22 protein-coding genes are annotated in these 20,314 nt (G+C 58.8%); 14 read left to right on the top strand and 8 right to left on the bottom strand.

Translation table 11 applies throughout. The features are described from left to right. Nucleotides 1-128 precede the first annotated feature (128 nt). Nucleotides 129-2,072: a DNA topoisomerase III gene (locus tag J5M66_RS16380; protein WP_207808560.1), complete on the bottom strand. Its 1,944-nt coding sequence runs from the start codon at nt 2,070-2,072 to the stop codon at nt 129-131. A 192-nt stretch (nt 2,073-2,264) separates the two neighbouring features. Here J5M66_RS16380 and J5M66_RS16375 point away from each other — a divergent pair, with 192 nt between their 5' ends. Continuing rightward, nucleotides 2,265-2,627 (top strand): DUF427 domain-containing protein, encoded by a 363-nt coding sequence (locus tag J5M66_RS16375; protein ID WP_024013262.1) that lies wholly within the window; start codon nt 2,265-2,267, stop codon nt 2,625-2,627. Between the two features lie 51 nt (nt 2,628-2,678). Here the strand turns inward: J5M66_RS16375 and J5M66_RS16370 are convergent, their stop codons facing one another. Continuing rightward, entirely contained in the window at nt 2,679-4,301 is a 1,623-nt protein-coding gene (locus J5M66_RS16370) for an MFS transporter (protein WP_024013261.1), read from the bottom strand. A gap of 132 nt (nt 4,302-4,433) precedes the next feature. Beyond that, the gene (locus J5M66_RS16365) at nt 4,434-6,095 is read right to left on the bottom strand and encodes a GMC family oxidoreductase N-terminal domain-containing protein (RefSeq protein WP_207808563.1); all 1,662 of its coding nucleotides are present in this window, start codon (nt 6,093-6,095) and stop codon (nt 4,434-4,436) included. Between the two features lie 133 nt (nt 6,096-6,228). On the opposite strand from J5M66_RS16365, the gene J5M66_RS16360 reads away from it, so the two are divergent. The 6 genes from J5M66_RS16360 to J5M66_RS16335 all read left to right on the top strand — a co-directional run bounded on the left by J5M66_RS16360 (nt 6,229) and on the right by J5M66_RS16335 (nt 11,211). After that, nucleotides 6,229-7,113 (top strand): LysR family transcriptional regulator, encoded by an 885-nt coding sequence (locus J5M66_RS16360; RefSeq protein ID WP_207808565.1) that lies wholly within the window; start codon nt 6,229-6,231, stop codon nt 7,111-7,113. Between the two features lie 198 nt (nt 7,114-7,311). Then, nucleotides 7,312-7,659 carry a metalloregulator ArsR/SmtB family transcription factor gene (locus J5M66_RS16355; protein WP_130926383.1) on the top strand — a complete coding sequence of 116 codons (348 nt, stop codon included), beginning with the start codon at nt 7,312-7,314 and terminating at the stop codon, nt 7,657-7,659. Between the two features lie 27 nt (nt 7,660-7,686). Continuing rightward, on the top strand, nt 7,687-8,157 hold the full coding sequence (locus J5M66_RS16350; RefSeq protein WP_207808567.1) for an arsenate reductase ArsC: 471 nt from the start codon (nt 7,687-7,689) through the stop codon (nt 8,155-8,157). 9 nt (nt 8,158-8,166) lie between these two features. Continuing rightward, on the top strand, nt 8,167-8,865 hold the full coding sequence (arsH, locus tag J5M66_RS16345) for an arsenical resistance protein ArsH (protein WP_207808573.1): 699 nt from the start codon (nt 8,167-8,169) through the stop codon (nt 8,863-8,865). Nucleotides 8,866-9,013: 148 nt separating this feature from the next. Further along, nucleotides 9,014-10,555, top strand: coding sequence for a DUF2235 domain-containing protein (locus tag J5M66_RS16340; RefSeq protein ID WP_207808575.1), 1,542 nt, complete (start codon nt 9,014-9,016; stop codon nt 10,553-10,555). Beyond that, nucleotides 10,555-11,211, top strand: a complete 657-nt coding sequence (locus J5M66_RS16335) for a DUF2931 family protein (protein WP_207808578.1) — start codon at nt 10,555-10,557, stop codon at nt 11,209-11,211. The genes J5M66_RS16340 and J5M66_RS16335 overlap by 1 nt, the downstream gene beginning before the upstream one ends. Before the next feature lie 108 nt (nt 11,212-11,319). Here the strand turns inward: J5M66_RS16335 and J5M66_RS16330 are convergent, their stop codons facing one another. From J5M66_RS16330 to J5M66_RS16320, 3 genes are all read right to left on the bottom strand, one after another. Continuing rightward, on the bottom strand, nt 11,320-12,423 hold the full coding sequence (locus J5M66_RS16330; RefSeq protein ID WP_207808581.1) for a DNA alkylation repair protein: 1,104 nt from the start codon (nt 12,421-12,423) through the stop codon (nt 11,320-11,322). A 2-nt stretch (nt 12,424-12,425) separates the two neighbouring features. Then, a complete protein-coding gene (locus tag J5M66_RS16325) occupies nt 12,426-13,031 on the bottom strand; it encodes a glutathione S-transferase (protein ID WP_122700344.1) in 606 nt (201 codons plus the stop codon). 61 nt (nt 13,032-13,092) lie between these two features. After that, complete coding sequence (locus J5M66_RS16320; protein ID WP_207808583.1) at nt 13,093-14,001, bottom strand: MurR/RpiR family transcriptional regulator; 909 nt, start codon at nt 13,999-14,001, stop codon at nt 13,093-13,095. A 405-nt stretch (nt 14,002-14,406) separates the two neighbouring features. On the opposite strand from J5M66_RS16320, the gene J5M66_RS16315 reads away from it, so the two are divergent. From J5M66_RS16315 to J5M66_RS16305, 3 genes are all read left to right on the top strand, one after another. Then, on the top strand, nt 14,407-14,811 hold the full coding sequence (locus J5M66_RS16315; RefSeq protein ID WP_016775095.1) for a TraR/DksA family transcriptional regulator: 405 nt from the start codon (nt 14,407-14,409) through the stop codon (nt 14,809-14,811). Between the two features lie 228 nt (nt 14,812-15,039). Beyond that, a complete protein-coding gene (locus J5M66_RS16310) occupies nt 15,040-16,644 on the top strand; it encodes a methyl-accepting chemotaxis protein (RefSeq protein ID WP_207808585.1) in 1,605 nt (534 codons plus the stop codon). Between the two features lie 109 nt (nt 16,645-16,753). Then, nucleotides 16,754-16,957 carry a hypothetical protein gene (locus J5M66_RS16305; protein ID WP_016775093.1) on the top strand — a complete coding sequence of 68 codons (204 nt, stop codon included), beginning with the start codon at nt 16,754-16,756 and terminating at the stop codon, nt 16,955-16,957. A 6-nt stretch (nt 16,958-16,963) separates the two neighbouring features. Here the strand turns inward: J5M66_RS16305 and J5M66_RS16300 are convergent, their stop codons facing one another. Continuing rightward, nucleotides 16,964-17,203, bottom strand: coding sequence for a DUF2789 family protein (locus tag J5M66_RS16300; protein WP_016775092.1), 240 nt, complete (start codon nt 17,201-17,203; stop codon nt 16,964-16,966). Nucleotides 17,204-17,252: 49 nt separating this feature from the next. Beyond that, a complete protein-coding gene (locus J5M66_RS16295) occupies nt 17,253-17,525 on the bottom strand; it encodes a hypothetical protein (protein WP_024013253.1) in 273 nt (90 codons plus the stop codon). Between the two features lie 418 nt (nt 17,526-17,943). On the opposite strand from J5M66_RS16295, the gene J5M66_RS16290 reads away from it, so the two are divergent. The 4 genes from J5M66_RS16290 to J5M66_RS16275 all read left to right on the top strand — a co-directional run bounded on the left by J5M66_RS16290 (nt 17,944) and on the right by J5M66_RS16275 (nt 20,262). Next, complete coding sequence (locus J5M66_RS16290; protein ID WP_024013252.1) at nt 17,944-18,393, top strand: hypothetical protein; 450 nt, start codon at nt 17,944-17,946, stop codon at nt 18,391-18,393. Beyond that, complete coding sequence (locus J5M66_RS16285) at nt 18,390-18,587, top strand: hypothetical protein (RefSeq protein ID WP_016775089.1); 198 nt, start codon at nt 18,390-18,392, stop codon at nt 18,585-18,587. Before J5M66_RS16290 ends, J5M66_RS16285 begins: the two co-directional genes overlap by 4 nt. 125 nt (nt 18,588-18,712) lie before the next feature. Continuing rightward, nucleotides 18,713-19,729, top strand: coding sequence for an ABC transporter substrate-binding protein (locus J5M66_RS16280; RefSeq protein WP_024013250.1), 1,017 nt, complete (start codon nt 18,713-18,715; stop codon nt 19,727-19,729). 92 nt (nt 19,730-19,821) lie between these two features. Then, nucleotides 19,822-20,262: a DUF3995 domain-containing protein gene (locus J5M66_RS16275; protein WP_071172759.1), complete on the top strand. Its 441-nt coding sequence runs from the start codon at nt 19,822-19,824 to the stop codon at nt 20,260-20,262. The last annotated feature ends 52 nt before the right edge of the window (nt 20,263-20,314 follow it).

The following is a 20,314-nucleotide window of genomic DNA, read 5'->3' as shown; positions in this document are numbered from 1 at the left end:
AAAGCAAAACGATGCCGTCAACGGTTTTTGTAGTGATTATTTTCAAGCACTACATATTGTCGGACAAAGCTGTTTTGGAATGAGAAAAGATCCGTTTCAGCAACGTAGAGAAGGGAACCTCAAGGGATTCATCGAGTCGCCGGTCGCGCCGTGCGTTTGCGTGTACCGGCGGTTTTGCTGGCCGTCGACTTGCGCTTTTTCTTCCACGGCGCTGCGGCTTTGCCGGCTGGCGGCGGGCCGCTGATGGTCAGGCTGAGAGCTGAGCAGCGGCTGACCTGCTTGCTCATCCACGCAGCCTGTTTGGTGACGAATTCTTCCAGACTCATCTCGCCGCTCTGCACCATGTCCAGCGCCTGTTCCCAGATCGCCGTAGTGCCAGGATCGGCGATCGCCCGCGGCACTGCATCGATCAGGCTGAATGCCGCAGGTGTCGCCGCCAGCGCCTTGCCGTTCTTCACCAGATAACCACGATCCAGCAGCCCTTGGATGATCGATGCGCGGGTAGCTTCCGTGCCGATGCCGGTGGTGTCCTTGAGTTTCTGTTTGAGCAGCGGATCCTCGACCAGTTTGGCGACGTTCTTCATCGCCTTGATCAGATCGCCTTCGGTGTAGGGTTTTGGCGGCTGCGTCCAAAGGTCCTTGAGATTCACCTTCGCCACAGCGCATTCGACGCCCTGGCTGAGGGTCGGCAAGGTTTGCGGCGCGGGGGCTTCGCGGCCCTTGGCCGGTGCCAGTGCTTCGGGCAATGCGCGCTTCCAGCCCGCTTCGATGATCTGCTTGCCGACCGCGCGCAACGCCTGCCCGTTGCAATCGAAATCGGCCTGGGTGCGATCATATTCGTGATTGGGCAGGAACTGCGCCAGGTAGCGCGCGCGAATCAACGTGTACACCGCGCGATGTTTGCCGGTCAGGCGTTCAAGATTCTTCGCGGCGATGGTGGGAATGATGCCGTGGTGAGCGCTGACCTTGGCGTCATTCCAGGCTCGCGAGCGCCGCTGCGGTTCGAGAAAACCCTGCAACACTTCAAGGCTCGGATCGGCCTGACGCAATGCGGTGAGGATCGATGGCGCCTCACTGTGTTGGCTCAACGGCAGAAAGCCGCAATCACTGCGCGGATAGGTGATGACTTTGTAGGTTTCGTAAAGGGCCTGTGCGATGTCGAGGGTCTCCTGCGCGCCAAGGCCAAGCTTTTTCGAGCAGACTTCCTGCAAGGTGCCGAGATCAAAGGGCAGGGGCGCCACTTCGCGCATGCGCTCGGTTTTCAGCTTGATCACCCGTGCGCTGTCTGCACTGCTGATCGCCGCCGCTGTTTGTTGCGCCAACGCCTGATTCAGGCAGCGATCCTGATCATCACAAGCGTCCGCTGGTGCGCGCCATTGCGCGGTAAACGCCGTGCCGTTGTGCAGCAAATCCACGTCGATTGCCCAGAACGGTACGGGGACGAAATCGGCGATGCTGCGGTCGCGGTCGACCACCAATCGCAGGGTCGGCGTCTGTACTCGTCCTACCGGCAACACGCCCTGATAACCCGATTGACGGCCCAGCAAGGTGAACAACCGGCTCATGTTCATGCCGATCAGCCAGTCCGCCCGCGAACGGCCCAGCGCCGAGTGATACAGGCTGAAGGTTTCGGCTCCCGGTTTCAGCGCGGCCAAGGCCTTGCGAATCGATGCCTCGTCCAGCGCCGACAGCCACAAGCGGCGGATCGGCCCGCGATAGCGGCAGTGCTCGACCAGTTCCCGGGCGATCATCTCGCCCTCACGGTCGGCGTCGGTGGCGATGATCAGTTCGCTGGCCTCGCCAAGCAGACGCTTCACTGCTTTGTACTGGCTGGCGGTGCGCGGCTTGACGGTCATTTTCCATTTGTCGGGAATGATCGGCAGATCGGCCAGCACCCAGCGCTTGTAGCGCGCGTCGTAGGCATCCGGCGGCGCTGTTTCGAGCAAGTGGCCAATGCACCAGGTCACTGTGACGTCCGTCCCCAACCAGCAGCCGTCGCCGCGACGCCTGGCGCCGAGCACGGCCGCAATGTCTTTGGCCTGGGAAGGTTTTTCACAGAGGTACAGCCGCATAGCTACCATCGCTGGTTGGTTTGTGGGAGCGCACAGGATGGCTGGAGTCTGCGGCGCGAGCAACTTTTATCTGTATGGATATACAGATAAAACGATTGCCAAAGATTTTCGCCGTTCGGCTGCAATCTCAACCAGACCCGAGCCCATCAGCTATACCTGAACCGGTCTCTTCGCCGTCTTCAGGAGAACCCCATGAAAAGCCCCAGCCCCGTGATCAGCGTTGAACAACTCAGCGGCTGCCTGCTGGTGAAATTCCACGGCATCCAGGTCGCCGCGTCCTCCCACGCGCTGATCCTCAACGAAGCCAACTATCCGCCGGTGTACTACATCCCGCGCGAAGACATCGACGAAAAATACTTCGCCCGCACCGACCACACCAGCTATTGCCCGTACAAGGGCGACGCCAACTATTTCAGCCTGCAAGTGCCCGGACATGAGGGTGCCAACGCGGTGTGGACGTACGAAAACCCGAAGGTCTCCGTCGCACCGATCCGCGACTACGTGGCCTTTTATCCGGACCAGGTGACATTCGAAGTGATCAAGGCGGACGCCTGAGCAAAAAAATGGCGAGAGAATCGCTTCCCTCGCCATTGTGTCAGCGGGTTTTCAGTTCTTGTCGAGATCGATATTCTTCGTCTCACGCAGACAGATCATCCCCACCACCAGGCTCACCCCGGTGATCAGCACCGGATACCACAGCCCGTAGAAAATATCCCCGGTGTACACCACCAGCGCAAACGACACGGTGGGCAGGAAGCCGCCAAACCAGCCGTTGCCGATGTGATAGGGCAGCGACATCGAGGTGTAGCGAATGCGCGTCGGGAACAGTTCGACCATCAGCGCCGCCAGCGGGCCGTAGCACATGGCGGAGATGATGATCAGCGCGACGATCAGGGCGACGATCATCGGTTTGTTGATCTGCTGCATATCGGCTTGTTGCGGGTAGCCGGCGAGGGTAATCGCGCCGCGCAGTGCCGCCTCATCGAAACCATCCAGCTTCACGTCGCCGACACTCACTTGCACGGCGCTGCCCGCAGGTGCTGCGACGCTGGAGTAGGGCAGGCCTTGTTTGACCAGGAAGGTCTTGACCTTGTCGCAGGGGCTGTCGAATTTAGCCTTGCCCACCGGATCGAACTGGAAGGTGCAAGTGGCGGGGTCGGCGAGGACGGTGATCGGCGCCTGACGGCTGGCCTGATCGATCGCCGGGTTGGCGTAGTGGGCCAAGGACTTGAAGATCGGGAAGTACAGTGCGGTCGCCAGCAGCAGACCGAGCATCAGCACGGGTTTGCGTCCGACCTTGTCCGAGAGCCAGCCGAAAAAGATGAAGAACGGCGCGCCGATCACCACGCTGATGATCAGCAGACTGTTGGCCACCGCCGGGTCCATTTTCAGGAACTGGGTGAGGAAGAACAGCACGTAGAACTGCGCGGCGTAAAAGGTCACCGCTTGCCCGGCGTTGATGCTGAACAGCGCGATCAGCACGACTTTGAGGTTTTCCCATTTGCCGAAGGATTCGCGGATCGGCGCCTTCGAGGTTTTGCCTTCTTCCTTCATTTTCAGGTAGGCCGGCGACTCGTGCAGGCTCAGGCGAATCCAGGTGGAAATACCCAGCAGCACGATCGACAGCAGGAACGGAATGCGCCAGCCCCAGACTTCAAACTGGTCGCCGGTGAAGTAGCGGCAACCGAGCACTACCAGCAGCGAGAGCAGCAGGCCGAGGGTCGCGGTGGATTGAATCCAACTGGTGTGGAAGCCGCGTTTGCCGATCGGCGCATGTTCGGCCACGTAGGTCGCCGCACCACCGTATTCGCCACCGAGCGCCAGGCCCTGAAGCATGCGCAGCACCACCAGAATGATCGGCGCGGCGATGCCAATGCTGGCGTAGGTCGGCAGCAGGCCGACGCAGAACGTCGCCACGCCCATCAGAATGATCGTCGCCAGAAAGGTGTATTTGCGCCCGATCATGTCGCCCAGGCGGCCGAACACCAACGCGCCGAACGGCCGTACGATGAAGCCGGCGGCGAACGCCATGAGCGCGAAGATGAATGCCGTGGTGTCGTTGACCCCGGCAAAAAACTGCTTGCTGATCACCGCCGCGAGGGCGCCGTAGAGGAAGAAGTCATACCACTCGAACACCGTCCCGAGTGATGAAGCGAAGATGACTTTCTGCGTGGCGTTGCTGGTCTCGGCGCTGCCCGCAGCGTCCAGCGGCTGAACGTGTTCTGACATATCGGTATCCCTCACAGTGATTGTTTTTGTTGTTCCACTGGTGTTGCGTGTCCGGTAATGCGCGATGCCTGAGTCTGGTGATGATTCCTGTGGGAGCGAGCCTGCTCGCGAAAGCTTTTTGTCAGTCAACTTCTAGGCTGAGTGAGCTACCGCATTCGCGAGCAGGCTCGCTCCCACAGGGGATATATCTGCGGATCTGGACAAAATCAGTTGTGCCGCCTTCTCGGCAATCATCAGCGTAGGCGAACAGGTATTGCCCGAGGTAATTCTTGGCATGATCGACGCATCGGCAACGCGCAGACCCGGCACGCCATGCACGCGCAATTGCGCATCGACCACCGCGTCACCGTCGTTGCCCATGCGACAGGTGCCGACCGGATGGAAAATCGTCGTGCCGATTTTCGCCGCCGCTTCATGCAATTGTTCTTCGCTTTGCAAGCTGTCGCCGGGCAGGTATTCGACCGGTTTGAACGCTTGCAGGGCAGGGGCGCTGACGATGCGCCGAGTCAGGCGAATCGCATCGGCGGCGACGCGCAGATCTTCTGGATGGCTAAGATAATTGGGCTGGATCAGCGGCGCCGCTTGCGGATCGGCCGAGCGAATCTCGATGCGCCCACGGCTCTGCGGGCGCAGGTCGCACACCGAGGCGGTGAACGCCGGGAAGCTGTGCAACGGCTCGCCAAAGCGCTCCAGCGACAGCGGCTGCACGTGATATTGCAGGTTCGCCGAGGTTTGCTCGGGGCCGGAGCGGGCAAACGCGCCCAACTGACTCGGCGCCATCGACAACGGCCCGCTGCGATCGTACAGATAACGCAGGCCCATGCCCATCTTGCCCCACACGCTGCCGGCGATCTGGTTCAGGGTACGGGCGTTTTCCAGCTTGTAGATCAGGCGCAGTTGCAGGTGATCCTGCAGGTTGCCGCCGACCCCCGGCAGCTCATGAATCACGCCTATCCCTAAGCGTTCGAGCAGCGGCCGCGGACCGATCCCGGAGCGCTGCAGAATGCTCGGCGAGCCGACCGAGCCGGCGCACAAGACAATCTCCTTGCGCGCCTTGAACTGTCTGGTCTGGCCTTCATGCTGCGCGCTGACTTTCGCCGCGCGGCCATTCTCCAGCAAGACACGATCAACCTCGACGCCGGTCAGCACGGTCAGGTTCGCCCGGCTGCGCAGCGGTTTCAAAAAGGCCTTGGCCGCGTTCCAGCGCACCCCGGCTTTCTGGTTGACCTGAAAGTAGCCGCAGCCCTCGTTGTCGCCCTGGTTGAAGTCATTGATGCTGGCGATGCCGCTTTGCTCGGCGGCGCTGCGAAAGGCATCCAGAATCGGCCACGACAGGCGCTGCTGTTCGACCCGCCATTCACCCTGATCGCCATGAAATTCAGCGCCGCCGGCAAAGTGGTTTTCGCTCTGTTTGAACAGCGGCAGCACGTCTTTCCAGGCCCAGCCCGGATTGCCCGCCGCCGCCCAGCCGTCATAGTCGCCGGCCTGGCCGCGCATGTAGATCATGCCGTTGATCGACGAACAGCCGCCCAGCACCTTGCCCCGCGGATAACTCAGCGCGCGGCCATTGAGGCCGGGTTGTTGTTCGGTTTTGAAGCACCAGTCGGTGCGCGGGTTACCGATGCAGAACAGGTAACCCACAGGAATATGAATCCAGGCGTAGTTGTCGCGTCCGCCGGCTTCGAGCAGCAACACCCGTTGCTGTGGATCCGCTGAGAGCCGGTTGGCCAGCAAGCAACCGGCGGGGCCGGCGCCGACCACGATGTAGTCGAATTCATCCAGGGACGTGTGCATGCCCTGACCTCGCTTTTTGTTTTTATTGTCGGACACTCTAGTTGTTAGCTTTCGTTAAAAGAATGTTAGTTTTTGCGCAGCCGCTGTGCGTTTTCAAACAGCCCGAAGTGACGATAGCTGACAAGGACCTGCCATGTTCGACTGGAACGACCTGCGCTTTTTTCTCGAGCTGCAACGCAGCGGCCGCCTGCTCACCGCCGCGCGTCGGCTCAATACCACCCACGCGACGGTGGCGCGGCATATCGAGTCGATCGAAAAAAGCCTTGGCACGGCGCTGTTCGTCCAGCACGCCCAAGGCTACGAAATGACCCCGGCGGGGGAGGCGCTGCTCAAGCACGCCGAAGCGATGGAAAACGTCGCGTTGCTGGCGCAGGAAGAAATCACCCAGTCCACCGCGCCGCTGGGCAAGATCCGCGTCGGCGTCACCGAAGGCCTCGGCATCAAGTTCCTCGCCAGCCGCATGATCGGTCTGTTCGAGCGCTACCCCGGGCTGGAAGTGGAACTGGTCGCCGTGCCGCGCTTTGTCAGCATCCTCAACCGCGAAGCGGAAATCAGCATCCACCTCGAACGGCCGTCCGCCGACATGCTGGTCACGCGCAAACTCACCGACTATCGACTCGCGTTGTATGCCAGCCAAACCTACCTCGACAACGCACCGCCACTGCACAGCCGCGAAGACCTGGGCCGACATGCGTGGATCGGTTACGTTGACGACCTGCTGTTCAGTCAGGAACTGATGTTCCTCAACGGCTTCTGCCGAAGCCCGCGCGTGGTGTTTCACAGCACCAGCGTCATTGCCCAACAGGAAGCGGCGCGCTCGGGATTGGGCATCGCCGTGCTGCCGTGCTACATGGCCGCGTCCGACCCGGATCTGGTGGCACTGTTGCCGGATGAAAGCATCGAGCGCAGCTACTGGATCAGTACCCGCCGGGAGCTGCATAAATCGGTGCGGCTGCGAGTGGTCTGGGATTATGTGGTGGGGTTGTGTGAGGCCGAGCAGGGGCTTTTACGCGGTTAAACCTGGCGCATCCAAATCCCCCTGTGGGAGCGAGCCTGCTCGCGAAAGCGGTGTATCTGATACGCAAACCTCGCCTGACCCACCGCCTTCGCGAGCAGGCTCGCTCCCACAGGGTTATTCGCCGTGGCTGCTTTCGCGGGTTGATAAATATATGGATATCCGTATATTCGATTTCCCGCATATGGCGAGCCGATCACCATGATCACCCCCACCGAAGTCTTCAAAAGCCTCGCCGACGAAACCCGCGTCCGCGCCATCCTGCTCATCGCCGAGCAAGGTGAACTCTGCGTTTGCGAGTTGATGTGTGCGCTCGACGACAGCCAGCCGAAAATCAGCCGTCATCTCGCGCAACTGCGCAGTAACGGTTTGCTGCTCGACCGCCGTCAGGGCCAGTGGGTGTATTACCGCCTCAATCCGAAACTGCCGGCATGGATCGGCGAAATCCTTCAGCTGACATCCAAGGCCAATGCCGATTGGCTCAAGGACAACGCCGCGCGCCTGCAAAACATGGATGGCCGACCCGTGCGCGAACGCGCCTGCTGCTGAATCTTCCACTATCTACGGAGCGCATCGATGCGAGTCCTGTTCATGTGCACGGCCAATAGCTGCCGCAGCATTCTTTCCGAAGCCATGTTCAATCACCTGGCTCCCGCTGGTTTCCAAGCGGTGAGTGCCGGCAGTTTTCCCAAAGGCCAGGTTCTGCCGCGCAGCCTGTCGACGTTGCAAAAGCACGGTATCGCCATCGACGGGTTGTACAGCAAAGGCAACGATGCCTTCGCAAACAACCCGCCAGATATCGTCATCACTGTCTGCGACAAAGCCGCCGGCGAAACCTGTCCGGTGTATTTCGGTCCGGCACTGAAAACGCATTGGGGGCTGGAAGATCCGTCCGAAGTGCAGGGCGACGAAGCGGCAATCGACGCGGCATTCCAAGCCACTCTGATGCGCATCGGTGAACGCTGCCAAGCCTTCCTCGATCTGCCGTTTCACTCGCTCAGTCGCGGGCAACTGAAAGCCGAACTCGACCGCATCGGCACGCTGTAAGGAGGCTTCATGTCAGACCATCTGCCCAACCTCGACGCAAGCCTGTTCGACGCGGCCAAGCCATCGAATGTCGGCGAACACAAACCGCGCATCCTTCTTCTCTACGGCTCGACCCGTGAACGCTCCTTCAGCCGCTTGCTGGTCGAGGAGGCCGCGCGCCTGCTCGAACACTTTGGCGCCGAAACGCGGATCTTCAACCCATCCGGTTTGCCATTGCCCGACGACGTCCCGGTCGACCATCCCAAGGTCCAGGAATTGCGCGATCTGGTGTTGTGGTCGGAAGGCCAGGTCTGGTGCTCGCCAGAACGCCACGGCGCGATGTCCGCCGTGTTCAAAGCACAGATCGACTGGATCCCCCTCGAACTCGGCGCTGTGCGCCCGACCCAAGGCAAAACCCTGGCGGTGATGCAAGTCTGCGGCGGCTCGCAGTCGTTCAACGTGGTCAACCAACTACGCGTCCTCGGCCGCTGGATGCGCATGTTCACCATCCCCAACCAATCCTCGGTGCCGAAGGCCTATATGGAATTCGACGAAGAAGGGCGGATGAAACCCTCGTCGTTTTACGATCGTGTGGTGGATGTGATGGAAGAACTGGTCAAGTTCACCGTGCTGCTGCGTGGGCAGCAGGCGCATCTGGTCGATCGCTATTCCGAGCGCAAGGAAAGTGCTGAACAGTTGATGGCGCGGGTGAATCAGCGGTCGATTTGACCCGCCATCCCCAGCCAGGCTCATTCCTTTTTGGGAGTGAGCCTGCTCGCACTGACGCTCCGTGGCTGGCACACCGCCACGGCTTGCACCGCCCCCTCCCGGCTGTCACCCTTCTGGCCGTTCTTCAAGGATCAGAAGGAATCAAGGATTGAGTGGCTACGTTCCAAACCCGCCGAAAAACTATCGCTACGAAGAAGCCAAACCCGTCGACATACACGCCCAGCATTGGGCCGAGTATGAGAAGCATGGGAAAGAGCCTGCGCGCGCGCCTGAGAAAATCGGGATTGCGTTGAGGATCGGGGTGTTCTTTGATGGCACGGGCAACAACGCGAACAACTCAGCTGCGGGGTTGTTGTGTGGTGCTCAGCATCCGATTGCGCCTGAGGATATCGATGCCAGTTGCAAGCCCTACATGCGCAATCCAGATAGTAGCTATGCCAATGAAACAACCAACGTTTACAAACTGAGTGAACTGTACTTCGCACCTCAGAAAGCCGAAGGAGACGGCTCGCAAAAGCGGGCGTTTCGCAGGGTGTACATAGAGGGGATTGGCACTCAATCGGGAGAAGAGGACAGTACATTCGGAGCGGGCACGGGCCGCGGAGACACGGGTATAGCGGGTCGTGTCCAACAATCATTTAGCGAGATCAAATCGCGTATTGAAGATGTAATTAACGAAAATCCAAACAGTGAAATTACCTCTCTGACTTTCGATACGTTCGGATTTAGTCGCGGCGCAGCTGCCGCGAGGCATTTTGCCAATGCAGTCGTCCGCGGAAAACAAGGGCCACTCGGAGATGTATTGCGCAACAATGCGAGCGACTTTAGTCGCACCTTCATCGATCAGTACCAAGGCAGCATCAACATGGGATTCATCGGGCTGTTCGACACTGTGCCGTCGGTTGCAGGCTGGTCGAATTTTGGCAACGTTAAAAGTCCTGTGGCCACGGGTATCAAGCTCTACCTCGACCGGCGGTTTTTTACTGACGTCGTTCAGTTGTCGGCGCGGGACGAATATCGCGCTAATTTTGCATTGAGTCGCGTTAAAGCCGACCACTTGGAAGTCATTCTTCCAGGGGTGCATTCCGACATCGGCGGCGGTTACCGCGATGACATTGAAGAGTGTGTACTCGTCAGTCCAATGCAAACGCTTGAGGTCTCGAAGTTTACCGATGTATCTACTACGTCGATCTACCGCGATGCCATGGTCATTAAAAATGAGTGGATCTCAAGGGGGTGGCCCGAAGATCTGCTGGAAATTGTTACGCCGGACGCGCTTCTCCTGCCCGTGGATCAACAGGACCGGCTCAGTCCCCGTAGAAAGCGCGTTTATGCAGCTCTGCAACTCAAACGTCCCGTAAGCGGGTTGTTGTCGAGGGTATATCTTCGGGTGATGCATAGCTTGGCAAAAGAGAAGGGGGTTCGCTTCGATGATATTCCAGCCACGGCTGCTTTGGCGGTCCCGTCAGAGCTTCAGGCGTTGTGCGACCGATTTGTCGCAGGTGACTACACCACAACTCAGCAAGAGGAGAACCTGCTGAGGTTGAAATACATCCACATGTCCGCAAATTGGAATCACCCTCTTGGAAGAAGAGACGGCAGCGGAGTCCGCGCCGTCTATATCAATGCGCCCACCGCAGACGCGATTCGCGTGCAGCATCCTCACGTACCTGACTGGACTCTTTGGTAATGAAATTATTTGTCGCCCTGCTACTTGGCGTATGCATAACGGGTTGCCAGTCTTCTGATCTGCTCTCAGCCAAGAGCGATCCAAAGTCGAAATGGTGGGAGCTGGCTTTCACTGAGCCCGATTACATGAAGGTATGGGTGGAGGACAGTTCCGTGCAGGACATAACCGGCAGAGATTTCTTTAGAACCGGTGGTGGGACTGCTGCGGGCGGAGAGCCTGAAGACGGTACTGACTCTGCTCGCGGCTGGACAGGGGTTGGGGGCAGCGGTAAAAGAGTGGTGGGCGCCGATCTACCCATTCGTATCTATGTTCGCTGGCAATCAATCGTTGAACAGAAAACGTGGCAAGCGTGGGTGGATATTCCAGAGAATGCCAGACAGATAATGGTGACTTCTACCAGTCAACGGTGCCCCGAGAGACCTGACAGGACAGCACGCTTCATGGCCTCTGTTTACTTGGGACTTGCTCCGGGCGGTGTTGTTCAGGTGTGGGTGAGAGACTCATGTCATCGACCGATAAAGGTTGCTCGAGCGCAAGGCGAGATTGAGCCGCTAGGGCCGGAGCTTGGGAAAAACGGTGGTCGCTACGCCTATCCCGTCAGCGAAAAGTCCAAGCGCTATATCGAGAAATTCGGCATTCCGTACGGAAGTTGGTAAACGCTGACGCCGTGAGTCGTCCACTGTGCCGCCGCGCGCAATATCGAAGCACGGCTGCCAGTGCACTGATCCGCTACCGGCTGCTTTGGTGAATAAACAACTCACGCCTCAAATCAAAACCTCAAACGCCGCACTCCCCAACACCTCCCCATTAACCATCACCTGCACCCCATGCCGCCCGGCAAAATGCTTGCGCGTCGTAAAATCCTTGATGACTTGATTCCGTCGCACTACCTCAGTCCCGAAACCCGCTAATGCCAGAGTCTTCAACTTGAAAACCTTCCTCGAAACCCCGCCATTTGCCTTCACATACTCAATCGCATAATCAATCACCAGCCTTTGCTCGTGCGCCACCATGGACTTCACTGTAAACGACAAAGTAATCGCTTCCCCCAACCTCACCACCGCCGGCTCGACCTGCACATCCAACAACTCAACCTCAGCCTTCGCCCCTGCGCCAATCACCGTCAGCGCGCGCACGTCGCCCTGTTTGATCAAACTGCGCAGCGCATGCTTGGCAATCCAGGCCGTGTGCTTGTTCTCCAGCGACCAACTTTCAATCGTGTCCAGCACCCACTCCGGATGCACCTTCGTCACGTCATTCAAATGATTCGCCACCGACTTGCGCACGTACAAGCTCTCGTCCGCCTTCAACCGATCCAGTATCCCGGCGGCCAGCAGCGGATCCGCCTGCACCGCTTCCAGGCGAAACGACCACGGCAGGCGAGGGCGGCTGCCTTCGCTGGCTAGGCGTCGAACGTGGTGGTTTTCGTCTCGGGTCCAATCATGCATTCGTTCCAGCGAGCGCTCGAGGTCGCTGCGCAAAAAGTAGCGGATGGCGAATTCGGAGGAGCCGAAGGTGGTGAAGTACTTCAGCGCGTCCATTGAGGTGTCGAACGCGTGAGCGCCGTAGCTCGCGACGTAATGCGGCAGGCACATGCTGACGAAGCCGCTGTTCAGCCGTGGCGCGAGTTCGAACAGCACTTCGAGGGAATCTTCGTAGTCCAGCGGCAGCACGGCATGCAGGCTTTCGCTGACACGCGCCATGCGTTGCATTACTGACAGTTCAGCGAGTCCGTCCTGGGCGTGTTTGAGAAACGTCTTGGCCTTGAACGCCGGGTACACCGCGCTCATTTCGTCAGCGATGTGCTGCAAGCGCTCGGCGTTGAAGATTTCCTTTAACGCCGGGGCGGCGGTGTCGTTGGAGCTCATGATCAGTTCATCGGTGTGCTGATGAACGCATCGGTGCCTTCTGCGTAGGCGGTGTACTCGGCGATACGCGCAAAGCGTGTTGCGTCGATCTGATCGGGTACCACGAGTTCGGTGAAGCTCCAGGCAACCGCCAGGCTGATGCCGGTCTGGGCGAGGGAGCCGTCGACAGGCAAGTCACTGTGTTCAAGTTCTTTTTCCAGTGCGGTAAACGCGGCGGCGAGCTGGCCTTCGACGCGTTCGACCCACGGCTGATATTGAATGTCGGCCGGGCGCAGGTTGCGTTCGTAGTAGAGCTGCACGGCTTTTTCGCAGGCGGCGAGGCTCAGGCCGATCAGGCGCAGGGCTTGAGCGCGCTGTTTGAGATCGCTTGGCAGCAGGCTCTTGCCGGAACTGGCTTCGAGGTAGTCGAGGATGAGGGTCGAGTCCATCAGGACCACGCCGTCGTCGAGGATCAGCGTGGGCGCTTTGACCACCGGGTTGATCTGCTGGAATTGCTCGAAGTGGCGGAACACCGAGACCGACTCGTGTTCGAGGTCAATCCCCAGGCATTTGGCGGAGATTGCTACGCGGCGCACGTAGGGGGAGTCGAGCATGCCGATCAGTTTCATGACGCGTTCCTTCAAGTCGAACCGGTGGGAACGCATAACCTAGCCGAGCGAGAGGCAATTGTCAGTCGTCGAATCCGGGTTGTTCGTGAATCTCATCGACATTCAGTTCCAGCCGATAGGCCACCGCCACAAACAGCGCCTGGCACAAACACAGCGTCGCACTCAGCGAACGAAAGGCCAGCGCACTGCCTTCATTGACCAGCAACACGCTGTTGGCAAGTTTTGCCAGTGGCGACAGAGGGCTGTCGGTGATGATCAGGGCATTGGCGTCTTGCTGTTGTGCGAACCGCAGGCAGTGCTGGGTTTCCTTGGCGTAGGGTACAAAACTGATGGCGATGACCAGGTCGTTGGCGCGCACGCTGCGCATTTGCTCGCGATAGCTGCCGCCGATGCCGGAAACCAGATGAATGCGTTTCTGCGTATGTTGCAAGTTGTAAACCAGATAATTGGCGACGGCGAACGAACGTCGTACCCCGACAACATAAATGTCGTCGGCATTGACGATGAGATCGACGGCCGTATCGAACGCCACCTCGTCCAGTTCGCGGCCCAAGCGTTCGATGCCCGAGAGCGTTGCGTCGATGCATTCGCGGGCCAGGTCGCCGCTGTTGGCGGTCTGCGAGTTGTTGGCGATCAGGCTGCGGATGCGTTGCTGATAGTTTTGCGCTGGCGTGGTTTTGTGCGTCCAGGCCTGGCGGAACAGCGCCTGCATCTCGCTGAACCCGCTGAACCCGAAACGTTGCGAGAAACGCACAATGGCTGACGGATGCACTTCGCACTCGCGGGCGATATCGCTGATGCGCTCGACCATGATTCGCTCGCTCTGCTGGCTGATGTAGCTGGCGACGCGTTTGAGCTGGCGCGGCAGGGCGTCGTACTCTTCGCTGATCATTTGCAGCAGGCGCTCGGCGTTGACCGGCGGGCTGGCGAAGGAAATTTCGTCTGTGGCCGGCAGAGCGGGGCGGGGCATGGGCAGCATCCTTCAGGCGAGTTGAGCACGCGGTGGGCCTGATAATAGAAGGGCTGCGTAAGCTCTGCCGGGCTGAAACGATGCACCTTGCGAGAATAATCTCGGCTGTCGCTGGCGGGACGGTTAGCCGTTTGTCTTCTATATACAGCCGCTGGACTGAATTTCTTGCTATAAACGCACTCCGATGGCCGTGTGAAGCCTGTGTCAGAGCAGTTTCCAGGTCCTGTCGGACAAATTCCCTGTATTTACAGTTGCTGAGGTCTTGATCGGGCCTTAGACTGCCGCCCCTCGTAAATTGAGTGCCGGGTGGCGTTTGCAATAAAACGATGCCTTTTCGACGGCCGACACGGTTCGCCGAAACGCTCCCTTATTCGCCTTAATGCACGTTTTTTTATAGAGATATCAATGACAAAGGACAAGTTGCTGGCTATGCCGGCAGATGACTACATGAATGCAGAGCAACACGCTTTCTTCACTGAGCTGTTGCAGAACATGAAAGTCGAAACCCACGAGCGCATTGAGCAAAATCGTATCGCCATCGAAAGCCTGGATACCCCGGCTGACCCGGCGGACGCGGCTTCGGTTGAAGAAGAGCGCACTTGGCTGGTCAACGCGATCGATCGCGACCAGCGCATGCTGCCGCAACTGGAACAAGCCCTTGAGCGCATCAAGGACGACAGCTTTGGCTGGTGCGACGACAGCGGCGAGGCCATTGGCCTGAAACGCCTGCTGATCAGCCCGACCACCAAGTACTGCATCGAAGCTCAAGAGCGTCACGAGCAGATCGACAAGCACCAGCGTCAGGCCTGATTCCATGGCGGCCCCTGAATAGGGGGGCGCCTGCAAGAGATCGCAGCCTTCGGCAGCTTCTACATGGAGTTGCGGGAGGCTGCGATCTTTGTTTTTGCTCGTCTGCGCTATTTCCCCCGTTGTTCCATTGACCTGCCACAGACCCCACGACTAACGGACCATGGATAATGGCGTTGTAGTGGCGTTTAATGCAGTCACAACAATGAGAACAAACGTGGGGTGATCAAGATGACGAGAGATGGATCTCTGGTTGCGGCGCTGCCTGCACCAGTGCTTTTGCCGAAAAACCGCTGGATCGCGCCGACCCTGCAAAGCATCGCCCTGATGCTGTTGCTGGCCGGCATGGCTATGGCCGAGTGGTCGCTCTACCTCGGCATGCCGCTGGCGGTGCTGATTGTCTGGCTGCCGCGGCTGCGTTCGCGCAACGTTCCAGCTGCTGTCCCGGTCGATAGTGCGAGCGCATTGTCCGCACTGACTCGCGATCTCTCCTACACCACCAGTCACAACGCACTGTCTGCCGCCGGCGTGGCGTTTTCGGTCAAAGCGCTCGCCAGCAAACTTGAATCGCAACTCGACGCGGCAGCGCAGATCGTCAGCAATGCCGAAGTGATGATCGCCACCGAACAGGCGACTTCACAGCTCAGTCGCGACGCGCTGGACGCCGCCAGCCAAGCGCATCACAGCAGCGCGGCGGGGCGCAGCGAACTGCTCGACTCGATTTCGCGCATGCAGCAACTCAGTCAGCGCGCCAACGCCAGCCGCGAATTGATCGAGGCCCTGAGTGTGCGCAGCGACGACATTCAGCGGGTGACGCTGGTGATCCAGTCGATTGCCAGCCAGACCAATCTGTTGGCCTTGAATGCTGCGATTGAAGCAGCCCGGGCCGGTGAGCATGGTCGCGGTTTCGCTGTGGTCGCCGACGAGGTGCGCGGATTGGCGGCGCGGACGGCGGCGGCCACGGGCGAAGTCGGTGAGATGGTTGCAGACATTCAGCAACGCACCGCGCAAGTGGTGGCGCAGATTCGCGAGTTGTCGAGCGATCTGCACACCGGCGTCGAACAGGTCGAGCATACCGGTCAGCATCTGGAAAACATCGCGCGACTTGCCGCTGGAGTGGAAACCCAGGTCAGCGAAATCGCCCGTGGCGCGCAAACCAATCGCGAGCAGCTTGACGCGCTGTTCATCGCCATCGAGCAAATGCGCAGCGATCTGGCAATCAGCGATCAGCAGACCCGCCGCCTCGCCGAGGCCGCTGTGCAGATGGAAGGACAGGCGGAAACCATCAGCGAACGCCTGGCCGAGGTCGGCCTGGATGACTATCACCAGCGCATTTATGACTTGGCGCGCGAAGGTGCGAGCCAGATCGCGGCGCGCTTCGAGGCGGATGTCGAGCAGGGGCGGATCAGCCTGGATGACCTGTTCGATCGCAGCTACCAGCTGATTTCGGGCACCGAACCAGCCAAATTTCAAACCCGCTTTGATCGATACACCGATCAGGTCTTGCCGGCGATTCAAGAACCTTTATTGGCGCGTCATGAAGGGCTGGTTTTTGCGATTGCCTGCACGCAGCAGGGTTATGTACCGACGCACAACCAGGCATTCAGCCAGCCATTGACCGGCGATGTGCAGGTCGACACGGTAAATAATCGCACCAAACGCAAATTCGCTGACCGCACCGGTATCCGCTGCGGCAGCCATCAGCAACCGGTGCTGTTGCAGACTTACACGCGCGATACGGGTGAGCTGATGCATGATTTATCGGTGCCGATCATGATCAATGGCCGACACTGGGGCGGGTTGCGTCTGGGCTATAAACCTGAGCATCCGCGCTGAGATTATTACCGGTGACGCAATGAATCTGTGCACGGCGGTTGCTGTTTCCTCTCGACGGAAAGCATTAATCTGACGACTTAGTTAGGTAGCTAATTATTTCGGAGGGCACATGCAGTGCAGGGTAGACGTGGCAGTGATGATCGGCAGCGGTGTTCCGGCCGGCTTACGTGCGATGGGGCGCAGTGTTTGCTGGGTAGTTTTGCTCAACGGGGAGCGACGCGGCACAGCCTTCGCCAGTCGCGATGAAGCGGAGGAGTGCAAGGCTGCCTGGCTCGAACAATTGAACATCGAGCCCGGCGACAGCCTGCACTGATCGTACTTACTTGCCGCGATGCAGGCGCACGTTCAGCTCATCGACGATCGGCGCTTCTTCGCCATCGGCCCGCAGCCACTCCTTGAGTAATTGCGCCTGCTGGGGTGACCAGAAGTCGGCATCAATGAGTTTAGTGTCCGGATCCAGCGGATGTGCTTCGACAAAGTCATTGATCGACGCCTCATCCGAGGGCAGGCCCAGCTGTTCGAAAAGGGTGGTCAGGTTAAGCTCGGTTGGCAGTTCCATCATCTACTCCTGGGTTGGTGCCGGTACGGCTTGTTCGTTCACTCCCTTATCAGAGGCAGGCGCTGGCGCGGAGTTCGATTTTTGATTCAAGCGAGCGGGCGAGGGCGCAGGCTTCGTTGTGATTGCCACGGAAACCTCTGACACGTCCCGTGGATATCTCCTTGATGTGAAAGAACGCAATACCCGCTGGCACCACTTGAAAGTGTGGGGTTCGATGATTGTTAGAAGATGTCGGAAGGTTGTCGAGGTCGGCAACCTTCATCGTCAGAGGTGTGTTGATTCGCGCGTCGGCCGACGTGGCAAAATGAGTCAAAGTGCACATATGAAGTCCTTTTCATCAGTCGGCCGGGATTTAACGGCCGTTGCGGGTAGTCGTAAGGAGCATCGCTGCTCTAGAATCGCCAGTACCTGTTGACGACCGGGCTTATCTAAAGCAATTTTTCGCCAGCGATATGTCGGAAAAGTGCTTTTTTTCGTGAGAAATTTCCCTGAAGTTCGTAGTCAGATTTTGCTCTGTCGCGTTTGATGCTTTTTCCTTCAAGCTTTGCCGACTTCAGAGCGGGTTTCACTAATGACAATCCAGTAGTCTACGAACCTCGCGATCAAGAGCGCTTCGCTCGCTTCAGGTTTTTGAGTGATTTTGCAGTTTTCATCGGCATTGCCGTTTTTTGCCGTGCGTGTTTTCCGCTGCACGGTTTTTCAAATGTGGGGATGTTTCTTTGGCAGTCAGTAACCTCGATATGCATGCTTTGTTCGTGCTGGGTGATTTGCGTGCAAAGCTGGTCAAGCAATTCCAATCACGTTTTGTTTACATCACCGAGCAAAACGCCGAAGGCATTTACATCGCCGAAATCGATACCGAAAGTGCATTGGTAGTCGATGACAAACCGGGGCTCAAGCTCAAGGTCGGCGACCATTTCATCGCGTCAGTGTTGCCCAGCCGTGAAGGCGGCAAGATGGACATTCGTTTTCGCGACATCAAACTCACGGTTTACGGCTTGGGCGACTACGCATTTGTCAGTACGGCCGACGGTCACGCGATTCTGTTCAAGGAAGGCCATAGCGTCGTCACGGTGTTCGCCGCCAATGAACAATTGCAGGAAGGCCTGACCAAAACCTTGAAAGCTGTCACCGCCAAGGCTGCCAAATGGCGCAAAGGTGAACTGATTTCCTTCAAGGCCAGCGAGTGAGCCGCGCGCATTTCCATTCGCAAAATCTCGACAGCGCACGCGAAGACGCGCAGCGCCTGTTCGCCCGCAAGGCCGAACTGCAAGGTGCCTGGCTGAGTTGGGTGGCGTCGCAGCTCTACGCATTGCAACCGGCGGCATACGCCAGCATGGTCAGACGTGAGCTGCAAAGCCTGCAGGAAAAGTCTGAAACGTAACCTCGCACGCAGCGGACCCCGGAAAAAGCAGGAACCTCGGCTAAAGTCAGTTGACTGAGTCATTCAGAGGCTTGCGTTTCTGTCAGGCCAACTGCCATTGCTGCGAACAGCACGAGGTGTGATGCATGAACGGATTTCGACGGTTACTGGCCGCCAGCGTGGCCACCTTTGGTTTGCTGACGTCAGCGCAATCGCTGCAGGCGGCACAGGCGCCGATCCACTTTGCCGACCTGAACTGGGAAAGCGGCAGCCTGATCACCGAGGTGCTGCGGGTGATCGTCGAGAAAGGATACGGCTTGCCGACCGATACCTTGCCGGGTACCACTATTACTCTTGAGACCGCGCTGGCCAACAATGACATCCAGGTGATTGGCGAGGAGTGGGCCGGGCGCAGTCCGGTCTGGGTCAAGGCCGAAGCCGAGGGCAAGGTCGTCGGTCTGGGCGATACGGTAAAGGGCGCCACTGAAGGCTGGTGGGTGCCGGAATACGTGATCAAGGGCGACCCGGCCAAAGGCATCAAGCCACTGGCGCCGGATCTGCGCAGTGTCACTGATCTGAAGAAATACAAGGACGTGTTCAAGGACCCGGAAAGCCCGGGCAAAGGGCGTTTCCTCAACAGCCCGATCGGCTGGACGTCGGAAGTGGTCAACAAGCAGAAGCTCACGGCGTATGGCTTGCAGGACGACTACACCAACTTCCGCAGCGGTTCCGGCGCTGCGCTGGATGCCGAGATCAGCTCTTCGATCCGTCGCGGCAAACCGGTGTTGTTCTATTACTGGTCGCCGACGCCACTGCTTGGCAAATTCAAACTGGTGCAACTGGAAGAGCCGCCGTTCGATGCCGAGGCGTGGAAGACGCTGACCGACGCCGATAATCCCAATCCGAAACCAACCCGCTCGCTGGCATCGAAGCTGTCGATTGGCGTGTCTACGCCGTTTCAAAAGCAGAACCCGCAAATTGCCGAGTTCTTCAGCAAGGTCGATTTTCCCATCGAGCCACTGAACAAGGCACTGGCGGATATGAGTGACAAGCACACCGCGCCTCGTGAGGCGGCGGTCGCGTTCATGAAGACGCATCCGGATGTGTGGCAGGCGTGGCTGCCCAAGGATGTGGCCGACAAGGTGACGGCTGATCTGAAATAACGCGGTCAACGCAGTGCACCGCCGACCGGTCGTGCACGGCCAAAAAATCCGACTACGATGGTTTGTTCAAATCCCTTTGAAGGATTTCAACCATGACCTTTGTGTTGGCTCAATGGCTGGTGACTGTGTTCGCGGCAATCGGCCTGATGCATGTGTATTGGGCGTTGGGTGGGCAATGGGCGGCTGCGGTGGTGGTGCCGCAGGTGCCGGTGTCGGGCTTCGTCGCCACGGTACGCCCGGCCTTCAAGCCCTCAGGCTGGCTGACGCTGGCAGTCGCCGCTGCGCTGCTGATAATTGCGGCGCTGGTTTGTATGCGGGTCGGTTGGGGCGTGCCGGCGGTGCAGCACAAGGCACTGCAATGGGTGATCAGCGCGATCGCGTTGCTGATGTTTGCTCGGGCGATCGGTGATTCGAATCTGGTCGGGTTCTTCAAGGAAGTGAAGGATTCGCGATTTGCGCGGCTGGATACCTGGGTGTATTCGCCGTTGTGTGCGCTGCTGGGGGCGGGGTTGTTGGCAGTAGCGTGGGTTTGAGCCGATCCGGAATTGGCGATGCCCCGACTGGCCTCTTCGCGAGCAGGCTCGC

The sequence above is a fragment of the Pseudomonas sp. 67(2021) genome (assembly GCF_017491835.1).
Classification (GTDB): domain Bacteria; phylum Pseudomonadota; class Gammaproteobacteria; order Pseudomonadales; family Pseudomonadaceae; genus Aquipseudomonas; species Aquipseudomonas atacamensis.
The sequence above is the reverse complement of the archived record's forward strand: the minus strand, read 5'-3'. Positions and strand labels throughout refer to the sequence as shown.

Excerpts from the sequence above, each read along its gene's own strand:
- J5M66_RS16305 (WP_016775093.1), top strand. The coding sequence starts at position 16,754 with ATGCAGTGCAGGGTAGACGTGGCAGTGATGATCGGCAGCGGTGTTCCG.
- J5M66_RS16275 (WP_071172759.1), top strand. The coding sequence starts at position 19,822 with ATGACCTTTGTGTTGGCTCAATGGCTGGTGACTGTGTTCGCGGCAATC.
- J5M66_RS16360 (WP_207808565.1), top strand. The coding sequence starts at position 6,229 with ATGTTCGACTGGAACGACCTGCGCTTTTTTCTCGAGCTGCAACGCAGC.
- J5M66_RS16375 (WP_024013262.1), top strand. The coding sequence starts at position 2,265 with ATGAAAAGCCCCAGCCCCGTGATCAGCGTTGAACAACTCAGCGGCTGC.
- J5M66_RS16280 (WP_024013250.1), top strand. The coding sequence starts at position 18,713 with ATGAACGGATTTCGACGGTTACTGGCCGCCAGCGTGGCCACCTTTGGT.
- J5M66_RS16365 (WP_207808563.1), bottom strand. The coding sequence starts at position 6,095 with ATGCACACGTCCCTGGATGAATTCGACTACATCGTGGTCGGCGCCGGC.
- J5M66_RS16320 (WP_207808583.1), bottom strand. The coding sequence starts at position 14,001 with ATGCCCCGCCCCGCTCTGCCGGCCACAGACGAAATTTCCTTCGCCAGC.
- arsH (WP_207808573.1), top strand. The coding sequence starts at position 8,167 with ATGTCAGACCATCTGCCCAACCTCGACGCAAGCCTGTTCGACGCGGCC.
- J5M66_RS16310 (WP_207808585.1), top strand. The coding sequence starts at position 15,040 with ATGACGAGAGATGGATCTCTGGTTGCGGCGCTGCCTGCACCAGTGCTT.
- J5M66_RS16370 (WP_024013261.1), bottom strand. The coding sequence starts at position 4,301 with ATGTCAGAACACGTTCAGCCGCTGGACGCTGCGGGCAGCGCCGAGACC.
- J5M66_RS16355 (WP_130926383.1), top strand. The coding sequence starts at position 7,312 with ATGATCACCCCCACCGAAGTCTTCAAAAGCCTCGCCGACGAAACCCGC.
- J5M66_RS16300 (WP_016775092.1), bottom strand. The coding sequence starts at position 17,203 with ATGGAACTGCCAACCGAGCTTAACCTGACCACCCTTTTCGAACAGCTG.
- J5M66_RS16335 (WP_207808578.1), top strand. The coding sequence starts at position 10,555 with ATGAAATTATTTGTCGCCCTGCTACTTGGCGTATGCATAACGGGTTGC.
- J5M66_RS16330 (WP_207808581.1), bottom strand. The coding sequence starts at position 12,423 with ATGAGCTCCAACGACACCGCCGCCCCGGCGTTAAAGGAAATCTTCAAC.
- J5M66_RS16290 (WP_024013252.1), top strand. The coding sequence starts at position 17,944 with ATGCATGCTTTGTTCGTGCTGGGTGATTTGCGTGCAAAGCTGGTCAAG.
- J5M66_RS16295 (WP_024013253.1), bottom strand. The coding sequence starts at position 17,525 with ATGTGCACTTTGACTCATTTTGCCACGTCGGCCGACGCGCGAATCAAC.
- J5M66_RS16325 (WP_122700344.1), bottom strand. The coding sequence starts at position 13,031 with ATGAAACTGATCGGCATGCTCGACTCCCCCTACGTGCGCCGCGTAGCA.
- J5M66_RS16315 (WP_016775095.1), top strand. The coding sequence starts at position 14,407 with ATGACAAAGGACAAGTTGCTGGCTATGCCGGCAGATGACTACATGAAT.
- J5M66_RS16350 (WP_207808567.1), top strand. The coding sequence starts at position 7,687 with ATGCGAGTCCTGTTCATGTGCACGGCCAATAGCTGCCGCAGCATTCTT.
- J5M66_RS16380 (WP_207808560.1), bottom strand. The coding sequence starts at position 2,072 with ATGCGGCTGTACCTCTGTGAAAAACCTTCCCAGGCCAAAGACATTGCG.